The sequence below is a fragment of the Streptomyces sp. NPDC059010 genome (genome assembly GCF_042740355.1).
In the GTDB taxonomy this organism is placed as follows: domain Bacteria; phylum Actinomycetota; class Actinomycetes; order Streptomycetales; family Streptomycetaceae; genus Streptomyces.
This window is the reverse complement of sequence record NZ_JBHYJA010000008.1, coordinates 63,890-88,982: the sequence shown is the minus strand read 5'-3', so window position 1 is coordinate 88,982 and position 25,093 is coordinate 63,890. Positions and strand designations below refer to the sequence as shown.

The window sequence follows — 25,093 nt, the reverse complement described above, 5'->3', positions numbered from 1 at the left end:
GAGGGCCGTATTCGACCTAAGCAGGCCGCGCTCGGAAAGAGGAGGCTGCCGTGCGGCCCAGAGACGAGCAGCGTGGTGAGCCGGGGCCGGAGCGCGGCGGTGCTGGGGACGCGAGGGCCGACCGGGTACGCGGTGCGGGTCCCGCAGACGTACCGGGGCAGTTGTGCGACGTCGCCGTGGAGTTGCTGCCGGTGACCGGCGCGAGCGTGTCGCTGCACAGTGACGGTCTGCCCGTGCAGTTGGGGGCGAGCAGTGCGCAGGCCGCGTATGTGACGGAGATTCAGGCCACCCTGGGCGACGGTCCCTGCCAGTCGGCGGCGGAGAGCGGTACGCCCGTGCTCGCCCGCGATCTGACGGCCGGGCGGGACGTGCTGCGCTGGCCGGTCTTCGCCCAGCAGGCCACGGCCGCCGGGGTGCAGGCGGTGTACTCGCTGCCGCTCGGCAACGACACGGTGTGCGTGGGCACGCTCGACCTCTACCGCGACACCCCTGGCGACCTCACCGACCGGGATCTGCGGACGGCGCGGCTGGTGGCCGGGATGATGACCGTGGCGCTGATGGCGCTGCCGCGCGACGAGGAGACGGGCGGTCCCGAGGACGACCAGTGGCTGAGCGGCCTCGCCACCGACCACAACCTGGTCTACCAGGCCACCGGCATGATCATGGCCCAACTGGCCATCGGCACCGACGAGGCACTGGCCCGTCTGCGCGCCCACGCGTTCGCCTACGGCCGTACGGCACTGGACGTGTCGCGGGACGTGGTGGCACACCGGCTGCGGTTCGACGCGGACTTCAACGCGGACTTCGACGGGGAATCCGACGGGGAATCCGACGGGGAATCCGACGGGGACTAGGCCGCCGGACCAGGGCGTACGGAGCGTGCCTAGGATCGTCAACCATGGAAATAGCAGGTCTCTTCTTCTTCGTGGTCGGCATCACGGCGGTCTGGAGCATCCAGAGCCGGATTTCGCAGGCCGACCGGCGAGCGGCCCGGGTCGAGCGCAAACTCGACCTGATTCTCGACCACTTGGGGCTGAGTGCGCAGGAGCCCCGGATGGACGAGGTCGTGGCGCTCGTGCGGCAGGGCAAGCAGATCCCGGCGATCAAGCTCTACCGGGAGATCACCGGCGCGGGCCTGAAGGAGGCCAAGGAGGCGGTCGACCGCCTCGGTTAGACGCCCGCCGGACGCCCCCCAGACGCCCGCCAGACGTCCGTCGGCATCCGTCAGACGTCCTGCCTGCCGCGCTTCCTGGCCTCCGCCAGCCGGTGGGTGCCGAGTTCGACGGCCGCCGAGGTGGCGTCCGCGGGTACGTCGCCCAGGCCGCCGTTGGTGATGGCGATCGCGTCGTCGCCCACCCGGACGGCGGCGACGTGCACCGTGAGCACGGGCCCTTCGTCGTACTCCGAGCCGGCGCCGAGGACGATCCTCAGTCCCTGCCGGGCGTCCCCCACCTCCGGCATCTCGGCCTCGCTCACCTTGACGGTGAGCTCACCGCCGCCCGCGACCGCCGTGAACTCACCGCACTCGCCCGGCAGGCCGGCGAGCCACTTCAGCGTCCGGTCCAGGTCCTCGGGCCGGTGGGCGACGATCTGGTAGCGCAGCTGGGCCTCGTCCCACTCGTCGTCCAGCCCGACCGACGCGCGGGTACGGGCGTCGGGGCCGAAGAGCTCCTCCGCGTAGAGGGCGTCGAGCAGCCGCTTGCAGTCGGCGTTCTCGGTGTCGGCCTTGAGCATGGCGTCCCGCCAGGTCGCGAAGCCCTTGGTGGGAACCCACGGTTCACCGAGGTCCTCCGCACTGATGAGGGCGGCACGGGCCTGGGCCTCGGTGAGGGTGGGGGCTGCCGCCGGGGTGGGCGGCGCGGAGGTGTCCGCGGGGGCGACCGCTTCAGGGACCCCCTTGATCGCCTTGTCCAGGTCGCCGAGGGAGCACGCGGACGCGGACAGCAGGGCCGCTGCCGAGAGCGTCGAGGCGATGACGGTGCGGGCCGGGGGACGGGGCATCGCGAGCCTCCTGTGCCGGGGACGGGGACGCGCCCAGGGCCGGGTACGTGTTCTTAAGGCACCACCACGGCACTACGTCCACCAGCGCGCCGGTCCGTCCGGGTGACGGCCGCCCGCCCGCGGCCCGAGGCACACGAGGCACACGAGGCCCTCCAGGACCGCGAGGGCACTTCTCGACGAGTGGCCACGGTGGCTACGGCGCCGAGCCGGCGGAAAACGCCGCGACGTGCCCACCCACCCGCTGTTACCGTCGCCCCATGCAGCGCGCCAACCCGTCTCTCACGACGACGCCGGACCCCGTCCCGGCGCGCTGACAGCTGAGCGAATCCGAAGCCCCGGGCGAGTGCCCCGGGGCTTTGTCGTTCCCGTCGGCTCCTCGCCCCCCAGCGAGGGAGATCCACATGTACGACCACCGCCGACTCGGCCGTGAGCTCGACCTGTTCGACACCGATCCGTTGATGGGCGCGGGGCTGCCGTACTGGCTGCCCGACGGGGCCGTCGTGCGGCATGTGCTGGAGGAGTACGTCCGGGAGGCCGAGCGGGCCGCCGGGTACCGGCATGTGTACTCGCCCGTCCTCGGCAAACGGGAGCTGTACGAGATCTCGGGGCACTGGGCGCACTACAGCGACGACATGTTCCCGCCGATGAAGCTGGGCGGCGAGGAGGTCGTCCTGCGGCCGAGTCTCTGTCCGCACCATGCGCTCATCTATCGGTCCCGTTCCCACAGCTACCGCGAACTGCCCTTGAGAATCGCCGAGTTGGGCGGGATGTACCGCTCCGAGCTCTCCGGTGTGCTCGGCGGGCTGACCCGCGTCCGGTCCATCCAGCTCAACGACGCCCATATCTTCTGCACCCTGGAACAGGCGGTGGAGGAGGCCTGCGCCGCCCTCGACCTCATCGGCCGGGCCTACGACGACCTCGGCATCCGAGCGGCCCGCTACCGCCTGTCCCTCCCGGGCGACGGCGGCAAGTACGTCGCCGACCCGGAGCTGTGGCGCCGGGCCACCGCGCTGCTCGAAGACGTCCTGGACGGGATCGAGTACGAAGCCGTCGAGGGCGAGGCCGCCTTCTACGGGCCCAAGATCGACGTCCAGATCGCCGACGCCGCCGGCCGCGAATCCACCCTCTCCACCGTCCAGATCGACTTCCACCAGCCCGAACGCTTCGACCTGCACTACATCGGCCCCGACGGCGCCAAGCACCGCCCGGTCATGGTGCACCGCAGCGTCATCGGCAGCGTGGAGCGGGCGGTGGCCCACCTGATCGAGCAGCACGGCGGCGCGTTCCCGGCGTGGCTGGCGCCCGTGCAGCTGGCGATCCTCCCCGTCTCGGAGGAGCAGATCGAGCAGGCGGAGAGCCTTCTGCGCCGGGCCCTCGACCAGGGCCTGCGCGCCGAACTCGCCGGTCCCGAACACGGCACCCTCGGCGCCCGCGTCCGCGCCGCGCGCCTGGTGCCGTACCAGGCGGTCATCGGCGAGCGGGAGGCCGCGGCGAACGGCGACCTCGTGGCCCTACGCCTACGGGACGGGTGTCGGCCCGGCGCCGTCTCCGGCGCGGAACTGGTCGCCCGGATCGCCGAGCGCGTCGCAGCGCGCGGCGGCAGGCTGTGGGGCGATGAGTGACGTCGTCGTAGGGTCACTCCCGTAGGGCCCGCCCCCCACCTCGTCGAGAGGAGCCTCGCCGTGACGAACGCCGAAGGTCAGCCCATCCCGGTGATCATCGACTGTGACACCGGCGTCGACGACGCCCTGGCGCTGCTGTTCGCCGTGCGCCACCCGGGGCTGGACCTGCGCGCGGTCACCTGCGTGGCCGGGAACACCGACGTGGACGGCGTCGTACGCAACACCCTGACCGTGCTGGAGCAGGCCGGCGCCCCCGACATCCCCGTCGCGCGGGGGGCCGGACGTCCGCTGATCGAGCCCGCGCGCTCGGCGCGGCATGTACACGGCGAGGACGGCATGGGCGACATCGGCCTGCCCGCCCCGACCCGCGCCCCGGCGGACGTGGACGCGGTGACGCTGCTGCGCCGCGAGATCCTCGCGTCCCCGCGCCCGGTGACGCTGATCCCCACCGCGCCGCTCACCAACATCGCCCTGCTGCTGCGCACGCACCCGGAGGTGACCCGCAACATCGAGCGGATCGTCTTCATGGGCGGCGCGGTGGCCTGCGGAAACGCCACGCCGGTCGCGGAGTTCAACGTGTGGCACGACCCGGAGGCGGCAGCGATCCTGCTCTCCGCCGAAGTACACATCACCATGTACGGCCTGGACGTCTTCCAGCAGGTCGTCGTCCCCGGCGCGGATGTACGGCGCCTGCGGGCGAGCACGGAACCAGGCGCCCGCCTCGCCGGTGAGCTGTTGTCCCACCGCCCGGCCACGCCCGACGTCGGCCCCGACTCCGAAGCCGGCGGCATCGGAGACGCGGGTGCGGTCTGCACGGTCGTGGACCCGGCCGGCATCACGACCCGGCTCCTGCCCGTGGAGGTCTCCCTCGCCCCCGGCCCGACCCGCGGCCAGACGATCGTCGACCGCCGCCCCCGCTTCGGCGAGTCCGAACTGCACACCGGCACCCGCGACCTGCGGCTGGTGGACGTGGCCCTGGACGTCGACGTGGCCCGCTTCGTGAAGCTGTACCTGACGACGGTCGAGCAAGCCTGACCGGCCCGAACGAGAAAACGCCAGACTCAGGCACGCACGCCAGGCTCAGGCACGCACGCCGAACGGGGCCCGGGGATCACCCCCGGGCCCCTTCACATGCCGTCAGCCATGACCGTGCCGTCGGTCAGCGTGTGCCGTCGGTCAGGACCGTGCCGTCGGTCAGGACCGTGCCGTCGGTCAGGACCGTGCCGTACGCCGCCGCTTCGACGCCACGACGAACGCCGCGCCGCCCGCGACCAGGACCACCGCGCCGATCGCGATCGGGCCGGTCGCGCTGCTGCCGCCGGTCTTGGCGAGGCCGCCCGGGGGCACCGCCGGGGAGGACGTCGACTCGGAGGGCTCCGGGGTCGGGGTCTCGGTCGACGGGGTCTCGGAGGCCGGCGGCGTCGTCTCCTCCGCCGGGGGCGTCGTCTCCTCGGACGGCGGCTCCGACGGCTCGGCCGGGGGTGTCGTCGCGGGCGGGGTCGGCGGCTCCTCGGTGGCCGGAGGCTCCGTCGTGCAGTCCTTCGTGCCGCCGTTCCAGGCCGCGATCAGCTTGTCCTTGATGACCGGGTGGTCCGGGCCCTTGGGCAGGTCGCCGTGTTCGAAGCCGTCGTTGGCGTCGGGCTTGCCGTCGAACTTCACCGCGCCCCGGTACAGGTCGATCTGCCCGAAGCAGCCCGCGTCCGGCACGGCGATGTCGAGCGTGTCGGTCTGGCCGGCCTTGAGCGTGACCGAGTCGAAGTCGACGAAGACCTGCTCACCGGAGGCGGCGAAGGTCGGCCCGTGGGCGAGGTAGGAGGCGAGCGAGGCGGTGCAGGTGCCCGCGTCGGCGGCGGCGCGGACGGTGATGTGGACCTTGCCGTCGCCGGTGACCTTCAGGTTCTGGTCGTCGACCTTGACGGAGTCGTAGAAGTTCGTGCCGTCGAGCGAGAACTGGCAGCGGTCCGTGGCGGTTTCCGTACCGGCGCCGGTGCCGGGCCGGTAACTGCCGCCGGACTTCCAGCCGTCACCGCCGTGCGAACCGGTGGCCCAGGCGCCGGAGGCGGAGGCGACGGTGGCCGCGCAGAGGGCGAGCGACGCGGCGCCCGTCCCCAACAGGCGTCGCGCGATGACACGTCTCGCTATGGACATGCGTATCCCATCGTGGGGTGAGTGGTCGAAGAAGAAACACTGGGCTCATTGGTCACATGTGCCACAGCGTGAGGACATCGTCGGGCGACCGGAGAACGCTGTCAACCTGCGGGAACACAAGGGAAGTTCAAACGGCAATCACAATTCCATCACACGAGGAATGATCTTCTCCGGTCCTCCCGGTGTTCGCTTTTCGGGCCAAGTGGACAGAGTTCTCACTGTCGCCCGAACGCACCCGACGAGGAGACCGTGTGACCGTCCGCACCCCCACACCCGACGTCTCGTCCCGCAACCCCGACTGGTGGCGCCAGGCCGTCATCTACCAGGTCTATCCGCGCAGTTTCGCCGATGGCGACGGCGACGGCCTCGGCGACCTGAAGGGCGTCACCCAGCGCCTGAACCACCTCGCCGCCCTCGGCGTGGACGCCCTGTGGCTCAGCCCCTTCTACCCCTCCGAACTGGCCGACGGCGGCTACGACGTCGCCGACTACCGCGATGTCGACCCCCGCCTCGGCACCCTGGACGACTTCGACGCCATGGCCGCCGAGGCCCACCGCCTCGGCCTGAAGGTCATCGTCGACCTGGTCCCCAACCACACCTCCCACCAGCACGTCTGGTTCCAGGAGGCACTGCGCGCCGGTCCCGGCTCCGCCGCCCGCGAGCGCTACGTATTCCGTGACGGCCGCGGACCGCACGGCGAACTCCCTCCCACCGACTGGCAGTCCGTGTTCGGCGGCAGCGCCTGGCGCCGAGTCCCCGACGGCCAGTGGTACCTGCACCTCTTCACACCCCAGCAACCGGACCTGAACTGGGGCAACGAGGACGTCCGCACCGACTTCCGCACCACCCTGCGCTTCTGGTCCGACCGTGGTGTGGACGGCTTTCGCGTCGACGTCGCCCACGCGCTCGCCAAGGACCTCAGCGAACCGCTGCGCGACCTGGGCGCACCCGAGCTGAGCGGCGAGGAGTCCCTCCCTCGCTTCCCGCCCGGCACCCACCCCTTCTACGACCGCGACGAGGTCCACGAGATCTACCGCGACTGGCGCAAGATCCTCGACGCCTACCGCCCGCCCCGCATGGCGGTGGCCGAGGCCTGGGTCAACCCGAGCGCCCGCCGCGCCCTGTACGCCCGCCCGGACGAACTCGGCCAGGCGTTCAACTTCGAGTATCTCCAGGGAAGTTGGGACGCAGAGGAGCTCCGGCAGATCATCACCGACTCCCTCGCCACGGCCCGAGCGGCGGGCGCCTCCGCCACCTGGGTCCTCTCCAACCACGACGTCGTACGCCACACCTCCCGCCTGATGCTCCCGCCCGGCACCGACGACAACGCCTGGCTCCTGTCCGGCGGCCACGCCCCGGCCGTCGACGAGCGGGCGGGCCTGCGCCGCGCCCGCGCCGCGACCCTCCTCATGCTCGCGCTGCCCGGTTCGTCGTACGTCTACCAGGGCGAGGAACTCGGCCTTCCCGAGGTCGCCGACCTCCCCTCCGAGGTCCTCCAGGACCCCATCTGGGAACAGACGGGCCGCGTCCGCAAGGGCCGCGACGGCTGCCGGGTGCCGCTGCCATGGGCGACGACCGGCCCGTCGTACGGCTTCGGCGCGGGCGGTTCCTGGCTGCCGCAGCCGTCGGGCTTCGGGCGGTACGCGGTGGCGGCCCAGGACGGCGTGGACGGCTCCACCCTGGAGCTCTACCGCCGGGCCCTGCGCCTGCGCCGCAAACTGCAGGAGGGCGAGGAACTGTCCTGGACGGACGGCGCCCCGCCCGGGGTACTGGACTTCACCCGGCACGACGGCTGGCGGTGCGTGGCCAACCTCTCCGATACGGCGGTGGAGTTGCCGCAGGGTGAGGTGGTGATCGCGAGTGCGCCACTGGACGGACGCAGGCTGGGGCCGGACACGACGGCCTGGCTGACGTAGGACACCTCAGGGCTTGAGGGTCACCTGTGGTTCACCGGCCGACGGCGGTGGCGGGGTCGTGTCGTCGGCCGGGAGCTTCGGCGGGGTCGTCTCCTGGAACAGCACCTGGTCGAAGTCGACCAGCCCCGTCTTCTCCATCACGGTGATGTGGTCGAGGACGGTGTCGTTGGCCTGGTCGGCCAGCTGCCGGACCAGCGAGTTCTCGGTCGTGGCCCGGATCTTGGCGACCGTGCCGAAGATCTGGCCGTGCGTGGTGCGCAGGATGTTCGCCATGTCGCTGTCGAACTGCCTGCCGCTGTCCGCGCTGAGCGTGGCGACGAACCCCTGCTGCTGGGGGCTGGGCTGGTTGGGCAGCGTGATGTTCAGCCGCACGGCGATCTTCCGGCAGGTGGCATCGAGGGCGGCATGCCCGGCGACGAGATGCCGCCCGGCCGTCCGAACGGCGTCGGTGGTCCCCTTCTGCAGGGCCATCTTCCCCACCGGGTACTCCCACAGCCCGGCCGCCCGCACCTTCACCACGAAGTCCCGGTCCGCCTCGGTCAGCGGCCCGGTCGGCGTCTGGGCGATCACCCGCGTCTGCGAACTGGCGACGGTGCTGAAGCCGAGCATCGAGGGATAGGCGAGCGCGGCGAGCGTGAAGGTCAGGGCGCCGCCGACGAAAAGAGTCCCGGTCGCGTGCCGAGTGAAGCGCACGGTGCTGCCTCCTGTGCGGTAGCGGTCGTACGGATCGGTCGTACGTATCGGTCGTACGGATCAGTCGTACGGGAGTACGCGCACGGGGTTATGGACGGCCTTTTGAATCGCCCAAGGTTGCGTCAGGACTTCCTTGAGAACCTCCTTCAGAACCTCCTTCAGGGCTTTGCCCCGACAGCAGCTCCTGGAAGAGGTCCGAATGGTGCGACAGGGGGGCCGCGAGGTGCTCCGTCAGGGGATGTTCCGGGCCGAAGGTGTCCAGGCTGGTCTTGAGGGCGACCACGGCGATGGCGACCTCTTCCTTGTGCCGCCCCAGCGTGCAGTGGATGTGGGCGAGGTTGTGGAAGTTCGTGAGGGTGGTGGGATGGTCCGCCCCCAGGGCTGCCGCGCTGATCTCCGCGGACCGCTCCGCGATCGGAAGCGCCTCGTCGTCACGGCCCGTCCGGCAGTAGGTGGTCGCCAGGTTGCTCAGCACGATGGAGACGAAGGGGTGATCTCCGCCGAGGGACTCCTCGCACTGCTCCAGCAGTTCGAGGTTGACCCGCTCGGCGTCCTCGTACTGCTCAAGACAGAGGTACACGGTCGCGAGGTTGTTGAGGTTCGTCAGGTACGTCGGGTGGGCGGCCGGCATCGTGTCCCGGCTGATGTCCAGCGCCTTGCGGGCCAGTTCCAGGGCCTCGGCGTAGCGGCCGAGCTTCTCCATGGTGCGGCCCAGGTTGCTCAGGGACACCGACGTCAGCGGGTGGTGCCCGTGCAGGCGCTCGGCGATCTCCACGGACTTCTGATCGAGGGGGAGCGCGTCCTCGTAGCGGCCGAGGCCCCGATAGACGGCGGCGAGATTGTTGTTGGCGGACTGAATGTGCTCAAGGAGCTCCCCTTCCCCGTCGTCGAGCGCCCCGCTCAGGGCGAGACCCCGCTCGCCCGCCTCGCACGCCGCCGGATAGTTCCCCAGACTGCAGTGGATCATCGTGAGGATGTTCAGCGCCGTGATCATGCCGGGCGGCACATGGTCCGGGGTCCGGAACCTCTCTCCGGCCTCCAGCAGCATCTCGCCATAGCGGAGCGCGCGGGCGTCGAGCCCCTGGGAGACGAGGTAGGAGCAGGTGTGCGTCAGCAGATCGCGCAGGAGGAGCCGGTCGTCGTCCGAGGCGTGTGAGAGGAGCGCCTCGATGTGCGGCAGCAGAACGCGCCAGCGGGGCCAGTACTTCGGATCCTTGGGGTCCGTCGCGCGCACCACGTGCTGGAGCACCTGCCCGGCGGCGGCGATGTCCGGAACGATCTCCGCGTCGATGTGACAGACCTTCCTGCGCCGCCACGGCAGCCGGCTGCGACTGAGCGCCAGCTGCGCCGAGGTCGAGAAGACGCGCCTTCTCGACGTCTGCGGACCGAGGGAACTGCGGATGACCGACTGAAGGAGCCGGTGGATGGAGACGGAGGCGGGGGTGAGGGTGATGAGGCTGTAGCTGTTGAGGAGGGACAGGGCCCGGTCGAGGTCGAGAAGATCACCCAGGGCATGGGCCAGGGCGTGACCGAGCGCCTCCCGGGGGATGTCGTCGGGCGCGAAATGGGCGAGAACCCGCAGCAGCCCTACGGCGGCCGGGTCGCGTCGGTCGATGTCCTGGAGCGTGTGATGCCAGATACGGGCGACCGTCCGCTCCGGATCACCGCCCTCGGGTACGGCGGTGTGCAGTCGTTCCGGATCCGTGCTCAGCCGCTGGAGATAGCCCGCCAACGTGCTCCGCGTCTGCACGACGTACGCCCCGACCTGCTGGAGGGCGAGCGGAAGGTGCCCGAGTTCGCAGGCGAGGCGGGCGGCGGCCGCCCGTTCACCGGCGTCGTCGTCCCCGCACCCGGTGATCCCGGTCAGTACGGCGACCGACTCCTCCTCGCCGAGCACCTCCAGGCGCAGTCGTGTGCCGGGTGGTTCGACACCGAGGTCGCGGCGGGTCGTGACGACGAGATGGCCGGCCATGGAGTCCAGCAGCAGAGGGCGGATATGGCCCGGATCCTCCACGTTGTCCAGGACCAGGAGCCAGCCGCCGTGGCCGCTCAGCCAGGCGATGGCCCACTCCGCGGCGTCCTCGCTCGTGGCGGCGGTCCGCAGCGCCGGGTTGAGACGGAAGGTGAGGGCGGCCAGCCCGGCGGTGAGGTTGCCGGGTGTGTCGGCGGTGATCCACCACGTCAGGGCGTACCGGTCGCGGTTGCGGTGCACGTGGTGCTGGACGAGCGTGCTCTTGCCGACGCCGGCGAGCCCGCAGACCGTCTGCACGTGCGGGCTCCGAGTGTCCGCCGACTCCACGGCGAGCTGCGCGAGAGCGTCCTCACGGCCGACGAAGAGCCGCGGGTCGCTCCAGGGAACGTTGCTCTCCCCACCGGGTTCCACCTCCGCCGGGGAGGGCACGGGCTGGGGCCAGTTGTGGACATGCCGCTCGATGTGGGCCCCGTCCCCCGAGCTGGCTATCTCGATCGACTGGGCTGCCACGGACCGCGGTCCGGAGGCGACGGTGCGAGGGCGGCTCTGCTCTGCGGTCATCGGGGTTCAGTGTGCCGCAGCGGGGATGGCCCGGAGGGGTGGTCGGGGTGGTCGGGACGGGCTGAGGGCGGCGTGGCGAACCGGGTAGCGCGGCGCCGCTCCCCAAGGATCCGAACACATGGCACGCACCTTCGAAGAGCTGGTCGCCATGCAACGGGCGGCGGACCAGGCGCACACCCGGGTGGAGGAACTACGGGACCGCTACGGGCCGCCTGCCCACACGCCGTGGACCGAGCTCCAGACCGACACATACGAAACCGCCTGGCGCGCCTGGCGCGACCTCGCCCGCGACGTCCACGACGCGGTGACGGAGTACGCGAAGGAACAGGGGACCGCGCGGAACGAGGCCGAGGCGGAGGTGAAGAGGGCGGTGCGACATGGGGACGGGGAGGGGGACGGAGAGGGCGGCGAGGCGGACGGATGACACGTCACCGCTCATCCACTCATCCGTTCCTCCGTCCTACAGAACCCGGAATCCGATGAGCGGGATGTTCCACTCGTTCCGCTCGATGTTGCCGTGGCCGTCCTGGGCCGTGGCCGGTGCCGCGGACAGCATCAGTCCGGTGACGACGACGGTGACGGCGGCGGCCAGGGCGGCGAGGGCACGACGCTTCACGGGTTCCTCCTCGACGACGACAGTCCCGACCACCCTGCGCCGCGCAGACGGCCGTCACCCGCCCGGACACGCGCCGTCTGCCCCGTACGGCCGAACAGCGCGCGGCATCGGCGGGCGCGGGCCGGGAGAATCGCAGGCAGGGGGCCGCCGACGCGTGTGTGAGGAGCTCCGCCGACGATGAGCTGGTGCCGGAAGACATCGATTCGAGGGTTGCTGGCCGTGGCGGGCGTGATGGTCATGTCAGGGATGGCAGGGATATCGGCGATGCCAGGGATCTCGGGGATGGCTTACGGCAGTGAGGGCGCCGGAGGCTCTGCCGGTAACGACCTCTGGGCGTCGGCGACCATCGAGCCCGGGCGGGAGGGCATCGTCGAGGTCGGGGGGTACGAAGGGCTGCCGCTGGGCGCGGGTTCCGTACTGACGCTGACGGCACCGGCGAAGGCGCGGGTGACGGGGGCGCCGTTCACCGCTCTCGGGTACCGGGGGGAGGTGGCGCTGGGCGGCAGCAGCGCGACGTACACCTTCGAGGGGACGTCCACTTCGGCGGCGCCGGAGCGGGAGGCGATGGGGAAGGGCCGCACGTTCCCCTTCGTCCTGTCGGTCCCCCCGGACGCCGAACCCGGCACCCGTCTCCCCGACTGCGCCCTGATCCTGAGGGACGCGAACGGCACGGTGCGGCAGCGCGGCACCTGCACCGTGACGGTCGGGCTGCCCCAGCCGACCCTGGACCGCCCCCAGTCCGGCGTGCCGCTGAGCACAACGCCGCGGACATCGGGCACGGCCTACCCGGGCGCCCAGGTCACGGTGCGCGACGCCCTGGAGGAGGAGGTCTGCACGACCACCGCGGCACCCGACAGCACCTGGTCCTGCGTACCCGGCCGCACGTTGCCGCCCGGGGCGGGCCGCCTTCAGGCCACGGCGACGTTGAACGGGGTCAGCGCGATGAGCGAGCAGATCCACATCACCGTGGCGAGGTCGACGGGGGGTCGCTGAGCTCGCCGCTGCGTATTGCCTGGAGGAGGTGGGTGAGGGGGGTGCGGGTGGTGGTGAGGACGGTGGCAGGGTGGTCGGATTCGCGGAGGTGGAGGGTGGTGGGGGTGACGGCCACTTCGACGCAGGTGCTGCCCTCGCTGCCATCGGAGAAGCTCGACTTCTGCCAGTGGATGTCTTGGGCCATGGGGCGCCTCACAGTTCCTTCGTCAGGCGGTGAATGAAATCCCGGGACGCCGTAGGGCTGAGCGACGCCTTCTCCACCCTAGAGAACAGCGTTCGGAGCCCCCGCAGTTGGGGTTGCGCGTCGATGAACAGGGTGCCGCTGGGGGAATCCCGCAGTGCGGTGTCCAACTGGAGTACGGGACCACCGGTGTAGAGCATCGCGGCACCTGCCCCGCCGAAGCCGTCCTGGTCGGTGGGAATGACGCGCACGACCGCGTGGCCTTGCTCGATCTGGTCCAGGATCTGCTGGAGCTGCTTGCGGGAAACGTCGCGATCCGCGACTCGGGTGCGCAGCGCAAACTCATGGACGATCGTCTCGTAGGGGGTGGGGTCGTCGCCCTCGATGACGGCGCGTCGCCTCATTCGGTGTTCCACGCGAGGCGTCAACTCGCTGACCGGCAGATCTGGGTTCATGTATCCGAAGACTGCGCGTGCGTAGTCCGGGGTCTGGAGGAGCCCGGGCACGTTTGTGATCACGACCTCGCGCAGGAACGTGGCATGGTGCTCGACCTCGGCGACGTTCAAGTACACAGGGGGCAGCACTCCCCGGTACTCCTCCCACCAGCCCCGGGTGCGATCGGCTGCCATGGCCACGAGGGCCTCTGTCAACTCCCCGTCCGTGCAAGCGCAGTAAGCCGCCAGCCTGCGTAGCCGCTCCTCGCTGATGGCCGAGCTGCCGGCTTCGATCTGGCTCATGTGCGCCGAGCTCGACCCCAGGAGACCGGCGACCTCTTTGGCTGACTTGCCCGCGGCTTCCCGCAGTTTGCGCAGCTCGGAGCCCAAACGCATCTGCCGCGCCGTGGGCTGGTTCCGCATGGTCATCCAGGTAACTGCCTCTCTGGGACACCTCGTTCGGGTGCCAGGTTATGCGAAGAGGTTGCAGCGGTAAGAATTTCTACCCTACCGTCGGTGACGCGACGCACACGCTGCGGAACCCCGGACCCCGGAAGCGCACCACTCCGTCCTGCCACGACGGCTGCGGCACTGCCACTGGAGCCCGCCACCCCAACTCCCCACAGTCCTCCAGGAGTTACGCATGCTCGAAACCGGAGACACCCACCCCATCGAACCCTGGGAGTACTCCCTCTCCATCCCCCACGACCCCCGAGCCGTCACGATCTGTCGCCGTACCCTCCGCCTGATCCTGACCATGCACGGCCTGATCCGCCTCACCGACACCGCCGAACTCGTCGCCACGGAGCTGATGGCGAATGCCGTACTCCATACCAAGGGCCCCGCCATCCTCCGAGTCCGCTGGTCGGCCGGCGTCCTGCGCATCGGCGCCTGGGACGCGGACCCACAACCCCCTGAGCCGCCGAGGGAGTTGGCCAGCCTCGCCAAGGCCGACGCCGAAGACGGCCGCGGCCTCGCCCTCGTACGCGCCTGCGCCGACCTCTGGGGCTGGCAGCCGCTGGCCAGGAACGGGAGTCGGGGCAAGTACGTGTGGTGTGACCTCGTCGCGGCGTAGCGCGTTGATCGCTTTGTATGGAAAGGAGGGCGGATGGTCAGCTCGCCGCACGAAGGTCTGCATCAGCTCTGCCAGAAGGACCCGGCAGGTTTCACGCGCACGCTTCAACGTGTGCTGCGCATCCCGATTCCCGAACCGCGCGAGTTCGCGGTCCTCAACGCGGACCTGACGGAGATCGAGCCCGTCGAGCGACGCGTGGACACGCTGTTACAGGCGGAGACGGATGAGGGGACGTACCTGCTCGTCGTCGAGTCTCAGGGGAAGCGGGACGACGGCAAGCGGAGCAGTTGGGCGTACTACCTCTCGTACCTGTACGCGAAGTACCGCTGGGAGCCGGTGCTGATCGTGCTGACGCAGAGCGCGTCCACCGCTCGCTGGGCGGCGCAGCCGATCCGCCTGGGCCTGCCCGGCTGGCACTCGCTCACGGTACGACCGCTGGTGCTGAGCCCGGAGAACGTGCCGCTCATCGCCTCTGAGGAGGAAGCCAAGCGGGACGTATTCCTCGCGGCGTTCTCGGCGATGACGCATGGTAAGGGCCGAGGTGCCGCTGCCATACTGAAACCGCTGGCGGCAGCCTTGGCGACCACCGACACCGACAGCGCGGGGATGCTCGCGCAGTTCGTGGAGTCATGCCTGGTCGATGCCCAGGCGAGGCAGATCTGGAAGGAGCTGATGATGCCGGTGAACTACTTCTTCCGGCACGAGGTCGCCGAGAAGGTCCGCGCGGAGGGGCGGGAAGAGGGTCGGGAAGAAGGCATCGAGGAGGAGCGAGCCTCGATGATTCTTCGGATTCTCGACTGGCGCGGCATCCCGGTCCCGGATTCCGTTCGTGACCGTGTGAAGGCCTGCTCCGACTTGGGGCAACTCGAAGTCTGGGCGCAGAGGGCGGTGCAGGCGACGGACGCCGAGGATCTGTTTCGCGACGGTACTCGGACGGCGTCCTAGGAACGGCGTCCCAGGAGGAGTGCCCTCCCCGCACACGAACAGGGCGGCGCACTCCGACGCGGTGTCGGTGTACGCCGCCCTCGGGCGGGACGGGGTGCGGGAGGTGGCCCGCGTGGTCATGGCGGTTACTTCGGGTCGTCGTTGAACTTCGAGGTGGACCAGAAGTAGCCGAGGACCGCGAGGCCCAGGCACCAGGCGACGGCGAGCCAGCCGTTGTGGCCGATCTCGGTGCCGAGGAGCAGACCGCGCAGGGTCTCGATGGCCGGCGTGAACGGCTGGTACTCGGCGATCGGCCGGAACCAGCCCGGCATCGCGCCGAGCGGGACGAAGGCGCTGGACAGAAGCGGCAGCAGGATCAGGGGCATCGCGTTGTTGCCGGCGGCCTCGGCATTGGGGCTGACCAGGCCCATGCCGACGGCGATCCAGGTGAGCGCCGTGGCGAAGAGCACGAGCAGTCCGAAGGCCGCGAGCCACTCCAGGACGGTCGCGTCGGTGGAGCGGAAGCCGATGGCCACGCCGACGGCGCCGACGAGGACCACGCTGACGATCGACTGCAGCACGCTGCCGACGACGTGTCCGACGATCACGGAGCCGCGGTGGATGGCCATCGTGCGGAAGCGGGCGATGATGCCCTCGGTCATGTCGTTGGAGACGGAGACCGCGGTGCCGATCGTCGTGGAGCCGATGGTCATCAGCAGCAGGCCCGGGACGATGTAGGCGATGTACACGGAGCGGTCCGCACCTCCGCCGCCGATGCCCGCGCTCATGGTGTCGCCGAAGATGTAGACGAACAGCAGCAGCAACATGATCGGCGTGAGCAGCAGGTTCAGGGTGAGGGACGGGTAGCGCCGGGCGTGCAGGAGGTTGCGGCGCAGCATCGTGGAGCAGTCGCGTACGGCGAGGGAGAGCGAGCTCATCGGGCGGTCCCCTTGGAGTAGTTGGACTGGTTCGGCTGGGTCGGCTGGTTCGACTGGTTGGGCTGGGGCGGGATTTCGGTGGCGCCGTCGGTCAGGGCGAAGAAGACGTCGTCGAGGTCGGGGGTGTGCACGGTCAGTTCGTCCGCCTCGATGCCGGCCGAGTCCAGCCGGTCGAGGACGGAGCGCAGCTCACGCTGGCTGCCGCCGCTCGGGATCTGCAGCGACAGCGACTCGTCGTCCCGGGAGACGTCGGTGAGCGCGGCGGCGGCGCTCCGGTACGCGGCGGGGTCGGTGAAGCGGAGCCGTACATGTCCGCCGGGGACGATCCGCTTCAGTTCCTCGGCGGTGCCCTCGGCCGCGATCCTGCCGTCGTTGAGCACCGCGATGCGGTCGGCGAGTTGGTCGGCCTCCTCCAGGTACTGGGTGGTGAGGAAGACGGTGACCCCGTCGCCGGTGACGAGCTCGCGGATGATCTGCCACATGTTGTGCCGGGAGCGCGGGTCCAGGCCGGTGGTCGGTTCGTCGAGGAAGATGATCCGCGGACTGCCGACCAGCGTCATGGCGATGTCCAGGCGGCGCTTCATACCGCCGGAGTAGGTGGAGGCTGGCTTCTTCGCGGCCTCCACCAGGTCGAAACGCTCCAGCAGTTCGGCGGTGACCTGCCGTCCCTCCCGCTTGGAGAGGTGGTGCAGGTCGGCCATCAGCCACATGTTCTCCTCGCCGGTGATCAGACCGTCGACGGCGGAGAACTGACCCGTGACACCGATCGCGCCGCGCACCGCCTGGGGGTCGACGGCCAGGTCGTGGCCGCCGATCCGGGCCTGTCCGCCGTCCGCGGAGATCAGGGTGGAGAGGATCTTCACGGCGGTGGTCTTGCCGGCGCCGTTCGGGCCGAGCAGGGAGAAGACCGTGCCTTCCGGTACGGCGAGGTCGACGCCGTCGAGGACGGTCTTGTCGCCGTAGGACTTGCGCAGCCCGTTCGCCGCGATGGCCAGGTCGGTCATGAGGAGTGCTCCTTCGGAAGCTGCGGGCGACTACAGGCTGCGGGCGGTGATGTCGCCGTAGGTGGTGGTCGCGTGGACGGTCAGGGCGGCGTCGGCGCCGTCGGTGTTCATGAGCGTGTTGTGGATACGGCCGGTGCCGGTGCCGGCGTCCAGGGAGGCGGAGGTTCCGCGGGCGGCGCCGAGCGAGATGCCGCCCTGCTGGGTGCGCAGGGTGACCGTGCCGCGTACGGCCTCGGTGACCTGGATGTCGCCCCGCTGGGTGCTGATCTCGGCGGGGCCGGTGAGGCGGCCGACCGTGATGTCGCCGTCCTGGGCGGAGAGGCGGGCGCTCGCGGCCTCGTCGAGCTTGACCGAGCGGTAGCCGCCCTCGAAGGTGACGTCGCCGAGCCGTCCGACGCCGCGGAGTTCGGCGGCGGCCGCCTTCGCCTCGACACGGGAGCCGGCCGGCAACTGGACGGTCACCTCGACGGACCCGGTGTGTCCGAGGACCCGGTTCTTCGGCTCCGGGGCCTCGATCCGCAGTACGCCGTCGCCGTAGGTGACCTCGATCTGCTCCGCCGTCTTCACGTCGCGGCCCTTGGCGGCGTCCGCGGGCAGGACCTCGACGACTGTGTCGGCCCGGTCGGCGGCGATGAACTGGATGCGCCCCGCGGGGATGTCGAGGACGGCGGCGATCGGGGCGGGGGTGTCGAACTTCTGCATCGTGCTCTCCTGAGCTCGTCGTTGTTTCTGACGATGGAAAAGCTACGTTGCGTTCGATGATTCGGCAACGCATTCGTTGCGCATGGGTGGCATAACTGCAGGCAGGAGCTACTAAATTGTTGCAATGGCCTTGCTTCTAACGCAACAACATCATTGCCATCCGTTGCAATGAATCGAGGTTGAAGGCTACGCTGACGGCGTCAAGTGCGAAGTACGGCAAGGAAGCACGAAAGGGAGGTCGCGATGCCGGGAGGCAGGCTCACCCAGCAGGAACGCCAGCAGATCGCGCTGGGGGTGGCCGACGGGCTCGCCTACGCGGAGATCGCCAGGCGTCTCGACCGCCCGACCTCGACGATCACACGTGAGGTGATGCGCAACGGCGGCCCCACCGCCTACCGCGCCGACCTGGCCCACCGCGCCACCGAACGCCGCGCCCACCGGCGCAGGCAGGCCACGCCCCAGGGACTGGAGGCGCCCGCGCGGGCCGACGGGCGCGACGCCGAGGCCGTACGCGAGTACACGGAGACGTTCACCACCCTGTTCATGCAACAGGGGCTGCCGAAGATGACGGCCCGGGTGCTGGCCTCCCTCTACACCACCGACGCGGGCAGCCTCACCGCGTCCGAACTCGCCCAGCGCCTCCAGGTCAGCCCGGCGTCCATCTCCAAAGCGGTCACGTTCCTCGAAGGCCTGGACCTCATCCGCCGGGAACGCGACGAACGCCGCCGCGACCGCTACGTGGTCGACAACGAGCTCTGGTACCAGGGGATGATCGCCGCCGCCCGGTCCCAGGCCCAGCTCGCCGAGACCGCACGGCAGGGCGTCGACATCCTCGGCCCCGGCACCCCGGCCGCCGTCCGCCTCGAAAACATCGCCCGCTTCGTGGACTTCGTCGGCGAGAGCATGATCCGCGCCGCGGAGCAGGCCCGCGAGGTGCTCTTCACGAACACGGAAACGACCTCAGAGGACACCGGCACGACGAACGGCTAGTAGCGCACCGCCCGCTCCACCTCCGCCTGTACCTCCCCGCTCAGGTCGCGTGTGCTGCGGGCCGTGGCGTTCGCGGTCTTGTTGGCAGCCACGTCCGACACGGTCACCACCGCCGCGTCGAGGAGATTGCCGTCCTCGTCCTTGAAATTGACCTGGACGGCGAAGGACTTCGTCGAGTCGGTCGTGTTCTCGGCCGTGACCTCCACCGTCGTACGGCCGTCGGAGTCGGTCTCGGTGTCGCCCAGCCGTACCGAGTTCTTGGCGTCGATGCCGCCCTTGATCTCGTCCAGTTGGCGGCCGGCCTCCGCTGTCGCCGAGGCGTAGGCCGACGCCGCCTTGCTGGCCACCGAGGAGGGGGTGTCGTCGTCCGAGCAGGAGGTCAGGGGGGTGACGAGGGCCAGGGTGGCGGCCGTCAGGAGGACGGTGGTCGTGCTCCGCCGTGTACGGGGACCGGGCATGGTGGGCTCCAAGGGGTGGTTCCGGTCTCTTCAGTGAAGGGCGGTGTGCCCGTCACCGCACTCCGGGCGTCACCCGATCGGCCTTTCCCCCGTGGTGACCGCCCTCGGCCGAACCCATCGTCGTACCGACCGCAGAACCGGAGAAGTGGGGTACGGCAGTCATGAGCCAGCAACAGCCGCAGTCGCAGTCGGCGTCGGCGTCGGCGTCGCCGTCGCCGTCGTCATCGCAGTCGTATGCGAGCGATGCGGCCCACAGTGCCCCTGGTGCCCCCGGTGACTCCCGGGTGGCCTGGCCGTCCGCCCACGCCGGTCCCACCTCCGGTGGACAGCGACCCGCCGCCCCCTCCGTGCCCGGCTGGGTCACCGGCGGGCTCCTCTTCGCCGGTGCGTTGATGCTGGTGAACGGGCTGCTGGCCATCCTGCAGGGCATCTCCGCGATCGCCGAGGACGACGTGTACGGCCGTGTCGGCGACTACGTCTTCGAGATGAGCCTCACCGGCTGGGGCTGGACCCTGCTCGTCCTCGGCGTCGTCGTGGCCGTCGTCGGCTTCGGCATCCTCAAGGGGGCCTGGTGGGCGCGGATCACCGGCATCTTCGTGGCGGCGATGAGCATGGTGCTGCACTTCCTGTTCCTGCCGTACGCGCCGGTGTGGTCGGTGATCATGGTGGGCGTCGACTTCTTCGTCATCCTGGCCCTGGCCACGGCGCCGGACATGACGGAGACGCCTCGCACTTCACCTGGCGCTTCGACCGGCGCTTCACCTGGAACATCATTGCGCGAAGACGCCTCGGCAGCAGGTCGCTGATCAGCTCGTCCGGCCCTGTGCCTGCGCGGGCCCCGGCTCAGCCGTGACCCAGACCGCCGCCGCCGAAGGAGCCGCTCTTGCCGGGGAGCCAGCGCCTGCGGTGCTGGTCGTCGCTGCGCTTGCTGCCCGCGTGGTGCAGCTCGTGCGGCAGAAGCCGTTCCTTGCCGTGTGCGTGCGGAACTTCGTCCGGCTCCCTGATCTCCCGGACCTCGTGGACCGGGCCGGTGTCGGGGAGATGCGGCTGCTCGTCGGCCGTGGGCCGGGGCAGCTCTCGATCACGGACCCGCATGCCGAACTGCACGGCCCAGACCAGTGCGCCGGCGATGAACAGGCCACCCACGAAGGCGGCGATCACGTTGAGTACTTCACTCGACGTGGCCGCTAGTACAAACGTCGCCGTACTCATGCCCCAATTATCACCGAAACGGACGAATAAGCTCCCGGGCGGGAGCGGGGAAGCATAGGGCGGCCCGTTCTCGGCTTGTTCTCACGGGTCTACGCGCGTTCGTCCAGTTCCGTGAACAGCGTCAGCTGTAGCGCGCCGGGTGCTTCCAGGCGTGAGTTCAGGGAGTTCCAGGGGGTGCGGGTCGGCTCCGCGATGACCTCGGCTCCGGCGGACGCCAGTCTCGCCGTCGTGGCCGTGGAGTCGTCCACCTGGAAGGCGACCCGGATGTGGCCCGCCACCCGTCTGCCGACCTCGACCTCATCGATGAACTCGGCGTGGTTCGGGTCCGTCAGCTCCAGCGTGGCCCGGCCCGCTTCGAGGATCGTGACCCGGCCGTCGGGGGAGGAGAACGCCGCGCGCTCGGGCAGGCCCAGCTCATCCCGGTAGAAGCGCAGGGCTTCGTCGTAGTCGGCCGCGGTGACCACCAGGCGAAGTTCGTGCACGCGTGCACGGGGTTGTGCGTGGGGCCGTGCGGGGGGTTCGGTCCGTCCTGCCTCGGACATGTGCTGCTCCTCCTCGGTTCGCTCATCGACGGTCGTGACTCATGAACCCGGCCGCTCGGATCGGGATTCCCGGCCGCTTCGCCCAGGACTCCAGTCTCTGATTCCCGAACGGCCCGTCGCCTCGGCCGTTCGGCCGAGCCTCACCCCCACGTGAGCCCCCAACCCCGGCCGTTCGGCCGAAGCGGGCCCGGGGCGCGTGCGGCGACAGTGGACGCCGGTCACCCCCGTCCCAGGAGTACGTCCATGTCGTCCACGTCGTCCACGTCCCCGCAGGACTCCCGTTCCGGTGCGGCGCCCGGCGTGATCCGGGTCGTCATCGTCGACGACCAGGACATGGTGCGCTCCGGCTTCGCCGCCCTGCTCGCCGCGCAGAGCGACATCGATGTGGTCGGCGAGGCCCCCGACGGCGCACTCGGCGTCGAGGCCGGCCGTCGTACGCATGCCGACGTGGTCCTGATGGACGTACGGATGCCCGGCATGAACGGACTGGAGGCCGCACGGCAGCTCCTCGACCCGCCACCCGGCGTCACGCACCGCCCGAAGGTGCTGATGCTCACGACGTTCGACCTGGACGACCACATCGACGAGGCACTGGCGGCCGGCGTCAGCGGGTTCCTCCTCAAGGACTCCCCGGTCGCCGAACTCGTGCACGCCGTACGGGTCGTGGCGGCCGGTGACGCGCTGCTCGCCCCGTCGGTCACCCGGCGCCTCATCGAGGGCTACGCCCGCCGCCGCCCCGCCGCCCGCCGGGAGGCCCGGCTGAGGCTGAACGGTCTCACCCCGCGCGAGACGGAGGTCCTGTACCTGGTCGCGCGGGGGCTGTCGAACACCGAGATCGCCGGCGAGCTGGTCGTGGCCGAGCAGACCGTCAAGACGCACATGACGCGCCTGCTCACCAAGCTCGGCGTCCGCGACCGGGCCCAACTCGTCATCTTCGCCTACGAGTCGGGGCTGGTGACTCCTGAGGAACGGCCTTGAGCCGCCGTAGCCGCAGAGCAGAGCTGTGCCCATCGTCGTAATACCCCAGTGCTACAACGCAATTGGCACCCCAGTGTGACGTACCCCCGCAAAGCACTCTCTTACCGTGCCGGCGTCCAGCACAACCACACCAACGGCACGCACGGAGCGCACATGCACGTCCAACCCCAGCGGATCGACCTCGACCACGTCACCGGCCTCTACCGCACCTACGGCGACGACCTCGACCGTGTCCGCGAGAAGCAGCGCCGGCTGCTCGCTCCCCCGCAGTCGATGCAGGCCCAACTAGACGACATAGAGGCGGAGATCACCTACCTCCTGCTGCGCGAGAGCCGACCCGAGACGGTCGTCGAGATCGGCACCTTCCACGGCTGGTCCACCACCTGGATACTCCAGGCCCTGCGTGACAACGGCACCGGCCATCTCCACTCGTACGACATCACGGACAACGTCGTACGGGGCGTCCCGGCCGATCTCCGCGCCGGCCGCTGGACCTTCACGCAGGGCGACGCCCGGCGGAACCTGGAGAAGATACCCACCGCCGCCGACTTCCTGTTCGTCGACGCGGCCCACTCGGCGCGCTTCGCCCGCTGGTACCTCCAGCACCTGTTCCCGCGTCTGACGCGCGGCATCCCGGTCTGCGTCCACGACGTCTTCCACGGCAGCCGGGCGCTGCCGTTCACCGAGGGCGCGGTGGTGCTGCGATGGCTGGCGGAGCGCGGGACGCCGTACTTCACGGCATCCCGCGCCCACGCGCCCGAGACCTACGACCGACTGCGGGACGTCAAGCGGAAGCTGGCCCTCGGCCTGCCTCTGCGGGACAGCCACCACAACCCGATGATCTTCTTCAACCTGCCCTGACCACCGTCCGCTCGGACTCGCCCTCGGCGGCCGTCCGGTCGGCGGACTCGCCCGCGGTGCGCTGCCTCGGGATCAGCGTGGCGACGGCGAAGGCCAGCAGGGCCGCTCCGGCGCCGATGGCCATGACGACCTTGAAGCCGTTCTCCGAGGCCAGGGCGTGACCGCCGAAGTCCGTGGTCATCTGGGCCAGGACGACGCCCGCGATGGCGCTGGCGAAGGAGGTGCCGAGCGAGCGCATCAGGGTGTTGAGGCTGTTCGCGGCGGCCGTCTCCGACTCGGGGACGGCACCCATGATCAGCGCGGGCAGCGCGCCGTAGGTGAAGCCGACGCCCGCGCCGATGACGCAGGACACCAGGACCAGATGCCAGACCTCGCTCATCAGCACGATGTTCAGCGCGTACCCGGAGGCCACGATCAGCGAGCCGATCATCAGGGTGACCTTGGGCCCCTTGGCCTTGGTGACCCCGGCCGACACGGCGGACATGGCCATCATCACCAGGCCCTGCGGGGCCAGCACCAGGCCGACGGTGAGCATCGACCTGCCGAGGCCGTACCCGGTCTGCTCCGGCAGCTGGAGCAGCTGCGGCAGCACCAGCGACATCGCGAACATCGAGAACCCGAGCGCCACGGAGGCGAGATTGGTGAACAGCACCTGCGGCCGCGCGGTCGTGCGCAGATCCACCAGCGGCTGCCGCGACTTCAGCTGCCACCAGCCCCAGGCCAGCAGGACCGCGACCGCACCGGCGCCCAGACCCAGGGTCGTACCGCTGGTCCAGCCCCAGTCGGCGCCCTTGGAGACGGCCAGCAGCAGCGCGACCAGTCCGGCCGACAGGCCGAGCGAGCCGACCAGGTCGAAGCGACCGCCGGTCCGCGCCCTGGACGCCGGTACGACGGCCAGGACCAGCAGGAAGGCGACCACACCGAGCGCTGCCGAGGTCCAGAAGAGCAGGTGCCAGTCCCAGTTGTCGGCGATGAACGCGGCGGCGGGCAGCCCGAGCGCGCCGCCGACGCCGAGCGAGGCGCTCATCAGGGCGGTGGATCCGGCGAGCCGGTCGGCGGGCAGCTCGTCCCGCAGGATGCTGATGCCGAGCGGGACGACCGCCGCGGCCAGGCCCTGCAGGGTCCGCCCGACGATCATCGGCACCAGCGACTCGGCCAGCGCGCACACCACCGACCCGGACACCAGCAGGGCGATGCTCCCCAGCAGCATCCGCCGCTTGCCGTACATGTCACCGAGCCGCCCGACGACGGGCGTGGCCACGGCCGCGGCCAGCAGTGTCGCCGTGACCGCCCAGGCGGTGTCGGACGCGGAGGCGTCCAGGAGTTTCGGCAGTTCAGGGACGATCGGGATGACCAGCGTCTGCATCAGCGAGACGACGATCCCGGCGAGCGCCAGCACCGCCACGATGGCGTTCGGCCCGACGGACTTCCTCTCCGTGCCGTCCGTGGGTCGGGTGAGTGCGTGGGACATGGCGGGGCCTCCAACAGGGCGTGGGTCCACAGGGGAGTGGTGAGGTGCGGTGATCCGAGGGGGGTGATCACGGGCGCAGTCGGTGTCACCGGGCCCGGCGGCGGACAGGGGGGAGTCGTCTCGCCGCCGGGCCGGTGACCGCGCCGGTGCCCGTCCCCACGGGGCGGCGCGTGGGGCCGTCCTCCGCTCAAGGCGGCCCCGGTCTGCGGTCGTGCTCTTTATTGCTTAACTTAGGCAAGCATGATTGGGTTACTTAAGTCAAGCAAGCATTTGCTGTACGGTGTGGGCCATGGCCGCACCCTCGTATGAAGCAGCGTCGCCCGTCCCGACGGACATCGTGGAGATCGAGAAGTGCCTCACCCGGGTCGCCTATCTGGCGGGCCGGGTGCGACAGCACGAGTCCCTGATGGCCCTGGCCGGTCTGGCCCTGGACCGGGCCGCCGTGGCGATCCTGCGCCGCCTCGCCGACACCGAACCGATGCGGCCCGGCGTGCTGGCCGGGTTGCTGGCGGTGGAGGCGTCCCATGTCACGCGCCAGGTGCAGCGGTTGGAGCGGGGCGGCTATGTGGTCAGGGCCGCCGACCCGCACGACCGGCGTGCCCAGCGCATCGAGCTCACCGACGCGGGGAGGGCGGCCGTGGACCGTGTCCGGGAGGCCAATCGCGTCGGCATGGCCATGGCCCTGGCCGACTGGTCCGACGAGGACCTGCACCGGCTGGCCGGGCTCTTCCACCGCCTGGTCGACGACTTCGTCACCCACGCGGAGATCCCGGCCGACCTCGGCCCGACCGCCTGACGAAC

At 70.4% G+C, this 25,093-nt stretch carries 28 protein-coding genes; 14 read left to right on the top strand and 14 right to left on the bottom strand.

Annotated elements, in window-relative coordinates; genetic code table 11:
• Positions 1 to 50: 50 nt before the first annotated feature.
• Positions 51 to 854 (top strand): GAF and ANTAR domain-containing protein, encoded by an 804-nt coding sequence (locus tag ACFWYS_RS10455; RefSeq protein ID WP_384765658.1) that lies wholly within the window; start codon positions 51 to 53, stop codon positions 852 to 854.
• 44 nt (positions 855 to 898) lie between these two features.
• Entirely contained in the window at positions 899 to 1,174 is a 276-nt protein-coding gene (locus ACFWYS_RS10450) for a ribosomal protein L7/L12 (RefSeq protein ID WP_384765657.1), read from the top strand.
• Between the two features lie 50 nt (positions 1,175 to 1,224).
• Here the strand turns inward: ACFWYS_RS10450 and ACFWYS_RS10445 are convergent, their stop codons facing one another.
• Positions 1,225 to 2,001 (bottom strand): hypothetical protein, encoded by a 777-nt coding sequence (locus tag ACFWYS_RS10445; protein ID WP_384765656.1) that lies wholly within the window; start codon positions 1,999 to 2,001, stop codon positions 1,225 to 1,227.
• Between the two features lie 401 nt (positions 2,002 to 2,402).
• Between ACFWYS_RS10445 and thrS the strand changes: the two genes are divergently transcribed.
• A complete protein-coding gene (gene thrS, locus ACFWYS_RS10440; RefSeq protein ID WP_384765654.1) occupies positions 2,403 to 3,623 on the top strand; it encodes a threonine--tRNA ligase in 1,221 nt (406 codons plus the stop codon).
• A 60-nt stretch (positions 3,624 to 3,683) separates the two neighbouring features.
• Entirely contained in the window at positions 3,684 to 4,658 is a 975-nt protein-coding gene (locus tag ACFWYS_RS10435) for a nucleoside hydrolase (RefSeq protein ID WP_384765653.1), read from the top strand.
• Positions 4,659 to 4,835: 177 nt separating this feature from the next.
• Here ACFWYS_RS10435 and ACFWYS_RS10430 read toward each other — a convergent pair whose 3' ends face one another.
• Positions 4,836 to 5,771: an LAETG motif-containing sortase-dependent surface protein gene (locus ACFWYS_RS10430; protein ID WP_384765652.1), complete on the bottom strand. Its 936-nt coding sequence runs from the start codon at positions 5,769 to 5,771 to the stop codon at positions 4,836 to 4,838.
• Positions 5,772 to 6,022: 251 nt separating this feature from the next.
• Between ACFWYS_RS10430 and ACFWYS_RS10425 the strand changes: the two genes are divergently transcribed.
• The gene (locus tag ACFWYS_RS10425; protein WP_384765650.1) at positions 6,023 to 7,687 is read left to right on the top strand and encodes a glycoside hydrolase family 13 protein; all 1,665 of its coding nucleotides are present in this window, start codon (positions 6,023 to 6,025) and stop codon (positions 7,685 to 7,687) included.
• Between the two features lie 6 nt (positions 7,688 to 7,693).
• Here ACFWYS_RS10425 and ACFWYS_RS10420 read toward each other — a convergent pair whose 3' ends face one another.
• The gene (locus ACFWYS_RS10420; protein ID WP_384765862.1) at positions 7,694 to 8,296 is read right to left on the bottom strand and encodes a DUF4142 domain-containing protein; all 603 of its coding nucleotides are present in this window, start codon (positions 8,294 to 8,296) and stop codon (positions 7,694 to 7,696) included.
• Between the two features lie 172 nt (positions 8,297 to 8,468).
• Positions 8,469 to 10,913, bottom strand: a complete 2,445-nt coding sequence (locus ACFWYS_RS10415; protein WP_384765648.1) for a tetratricopeptide repeat protein — start codon at positions 10,911 to 10,913, stop codon at positions 8,469 to 8,471.
• 118 nt (positions 10,914 to 11,031) lie between these two features.
• Here ACFWYS_RS10415 and ACFWYS_RS10410 point away from each other — a divergent pair, with 118 nt between their 5' ends.
• A complete protein-coding gene (locus ACFWYS_RS10410; RefSeq protein ID WP_384765646.1) occupies positions 11,032 to 11,337 on the top strand; it encodes a hypothetical protein in 306 nt (101 codons plus the stop codon).
• A gap of 36 nt (positions 11,338 to 11,373) precedes the next feature.
• Here the strand turns inward: ACFWYS_RS10410 and ACFWYS_RS10405 are convergent, their stop codons facing one another.
• The gene (locus ACFWYS_RS10405; protein WP_384765645.1) at positions 11,374 to 11,529 is read right to left on the bottom strand and encodes a hypothetical protein; all 156 of its coding nucleotides are present in this window, start codon (positions 11,527 to 11,529) and stop codon (positions 11,374 to 11,376) included.
• A gap of 282 nt (positions 11,530 to 11,811) precedes the next feature.
• Here ACFWYS_RS10405 and ACFWYS_RS10400 point away from each other — a divergent pair, with 282 nt between their 5' ends.
• Positions 11,812 to 12,522 (top strand): carboxypeptidase regulatory-like domain-containing protein, encoded by a 711-nt coding sequence (locus tag ACFWYS_RS10400; protein WP_384765643.1) that lies wholly within the window; start codon positions 11,812 to 11,814, stop codon positions 12,520 to 12,522.
• Here ACFWYS_RS10400 and ACFWYS_RS10395 read toward each other — a convergent pair.
• Together ACFWYS_RS10395 and ACFWYS_RS10390 are read right to left on the bottom strand one after the other, a co-directional pair.
• The gene (locus ACFWYS_RS10395) at positions 12,491 to 12,706 is read right to left on the bottom strand and encodes a DUF397 domain-containing protein (RefSeq protein WP_384765642.1); all 216 of its coding nucleotides are present in this window, start codon (positions 12,704 to 12,706) and stop codon (positions 12,491 to 12,493) included. The genes ACFWYS_RS10400 and ACFWYS_RS10395 overlap by 32 nt on opposite strands.
• A gap of 8 nt (positions 12,707 to 12,714) precedes the next feature.
• Positions 12,715 to 13,566, bottom strand: coding sequence for a helix-turn-helix domain-containing protein (locus ACFWYS_RS10390; protein WP_384765641.1), 852 nt, complete (start codon positions 13,564 to 13,566; stop codon positions 12,715 to 12,717).
• 214 nt (positions 13,567 to 13,780) lie between these two features.
• On the opposite strand from ACFWYS_RS10390, the gene ACFWYS_RS10385 reads away from it, so the two are divergent.
• A complete protein-coding gene (locus ACFWYS_RS10385) occupies positions 13,781 to 14,212 on the top strand; it encodes an ATP-binding protein (protein WP_384765639.1) in 432 nt (143 codons plus the stop codon).
• A 33-nt stretch (positions 14,213 to 14,245) separates the two neighbouring features.
• Positions 14,246 to 15,157, top strand: coding sequence for a hypothetical protein (locus ACFWYS_RS10380; protein WP_384765637.1), 912 nt, complete (start codon positions 14,246 to 14,248; stop codon positions 15,155 to 15,157).
• A gap of 125 nt (positions 15,158 to 15,282) precedes the next feature.
• Here the strand turns inward: ACFWYS_RS10380 and ACFWYS_RS10375 are convergent, their stop codons facing one another.
• The 3 genes from ACFWYS_RS10375 to ACFWYS_RS10365 are packed head-to-tail and all read right to left on the bottom strand — an operon-like array spanning position 15,283 to position 17,780.
• A complete protein-coding gene (locus ACFWYS_RS10375) occupies positions 15,283 to 16,074 on the bottom strand; it encodes an ABC transporter permease (RefSeq protein ID WP_384765635.1) in 792 nt (263 codons plus the stop codon).
• Positions 16,071 to 17,078: an ATP-binding cassette domain-containing protein gene (locus tag ACFWYS_RS10370; protein ID WP_384765633.1), complete on the bottom strand. Its 1,008-nt coding sequence runs from the start codon at positions 17,076 to 17,078 to the stop codon at positions 16,071 to 16,073. Before ACFWYS_RS10370 ends, ACFWYS_RS10375 begins: the two co-directional genes overlap by 4 nt.
• A 30-nt stretch (positions 17,079 to 17,108) precedes the next feature.
• Positions 17,109 to 17,780 carry a DUF4097 family beta strand repeat-containing protein gene (locus tag ACFWYS_RS10365; protein WP_384765632.1) on the bottom strand — a complete coding sequence of 224 codons (672 nt, stop codon included), beginning with the start codon at positions 17,778 to 17,780 and terminating at the stop codon, positions 17,109 to 17,111.
• A 243-nt stretch (positions 17,781 to 18,023) separates the two neighbouring features.
• Here ACFWYS_RS10365 and ACFWYS_RS10360 point away from each other — a divergent pair, with 243 nt between their 5' ends.
• On the top strand, positions 18,024 to 18,770 hold the full coding sequence (locus ACFWYS_RS10360; protein WP_384765630.1) for a helix-turn-helix domain-containing protein: 747 nt from the start codon (positions 18,024 to 18,026) through the stop codon (positions 18,768 to 18,770).
• Here the strand turns inward: ACFWYS_RS10360 and ACFWYS_RS10355 are convergent.
• Positions 18,767 to 19,228, bottom strand: coding sequence for an FxLYD domain-containing protein (locus ACFWYS_RS10355; protein ID WP_384765629.1), 462 nt, complete (start codon positions 19,226 to 19,228; stop codon positions 18,767 to 18,769). The genes ACFWYS_RS10360 and ACFWYS_RS10355 overlap by 4 nt on opposite strands.
• Positions 19,229 to 19,389: 161 nt before the next feature.
• Between ACFWYS_RS10355 and ACFWYS_RS10350 the strand changes: the two genes are divergently transcribed.
• Entirely contained in the window at positions 19,390 to 20,034 is a 645-nt protein-coding gene (locus ACFWYS_RS10350; RefSeq protein ID WP_384765627.1) for a hypothetical protein, read from the top strand.
• 37 nt (positions 20,035 to 20,071) lie between these two features.
• On the opposite strand, the gene ACFWYS_RS10345 is transcribed toward ACFWYS_RS10350, so the two are convergent.
• Positions 20,072 to 20,440 carry a DUF6479 family protein gene (locus ACFWYS_RS10345; protein WP_384765625.1) on the bottom strand — a complete coding sequence of 123 codons (369 nt, stop codon included), beginning with the start codon at positions 20,438 to 20,440 and terminating at the stop codon, positions 20,072 to 20,074.
• Between the two features lie 89 nt (positions 20,441 to 20,529).
• Positions 20,530 to 20,922: a VOC family protein gene (locus ACFWYS_RS10340; protein WP_384765623.1), complete on the bottom strand. Its 393-nt coding sequence runs from the start codon at positions 20,920 to 20,922 to the stop codon at positions 20,530 to 20,532.
• Positions 20,923 to 21,225: 303 nt separating this feature from the next.
• On the opposite strand from ACFWYS_RS10340, the gene ACFWYS_RS10335 reads away from it, so the two are divergent.
• Complete coding sequence (locus ACFWYS_RS10335) at positions 21,226 to 21,960, top strand: response regulator (protein WP_384765622.1); 735 nt, start codon at positions 21,226 to 21,228, stop codon at positions 21,958 to 21,960.
• A gap of 153 nt (positions 21,961 to 22,113) precedes the next feature.
• Entirely contained in the window at positions 22,114 to 22,821 is a 708-nt protein-coding gene (locus ACFWYS_RS10330; protein ID WP_384765620.1) for a class I SAM-dependent methyltransferase, read from the top strand.
• On the opposite strand, the gene ACFWYS_RS10325 is transcribed toward ACFWYS_RS10330, so the two are convergent.
• Positions 22,808 to 24,292 (bottom strand): MFS transporter, encoded by a 1,485-nt coding sequence (locus ACFWYS_RS10325; RefSeq protein WP_384765619.1) that lies wholly within the window; start codon positions 24,290 to 24,292, stop codon positions 22,808 to 22,810. The two genes, ACFWYS_RS10330 and ACFWYS_RS10325, sit on opposite strands and share 14 nt — an antisense overlap.
• Before the next feature lie 289 nt (positions 24,293 to 24,581).
• On the opposite strand from ACFWYS_RS10325, the gene ACFWYS_RS10320 reads away from it, so the two are divergent.
• Positions 24,582 to 25,088, top strand: coding sequence for a MarR family winged helix-turn-helix transcriptional regulator (locus ACFWYS_RS10320; protein WP_384765617.1), 507 nt, complete (start codon positions 24,582 to 24,584; stop codon positions 25,086 to 25,088).
• The last annotated feature ends 5 nt before the right edge of the window (positions 25,089 to 25,093 follow it).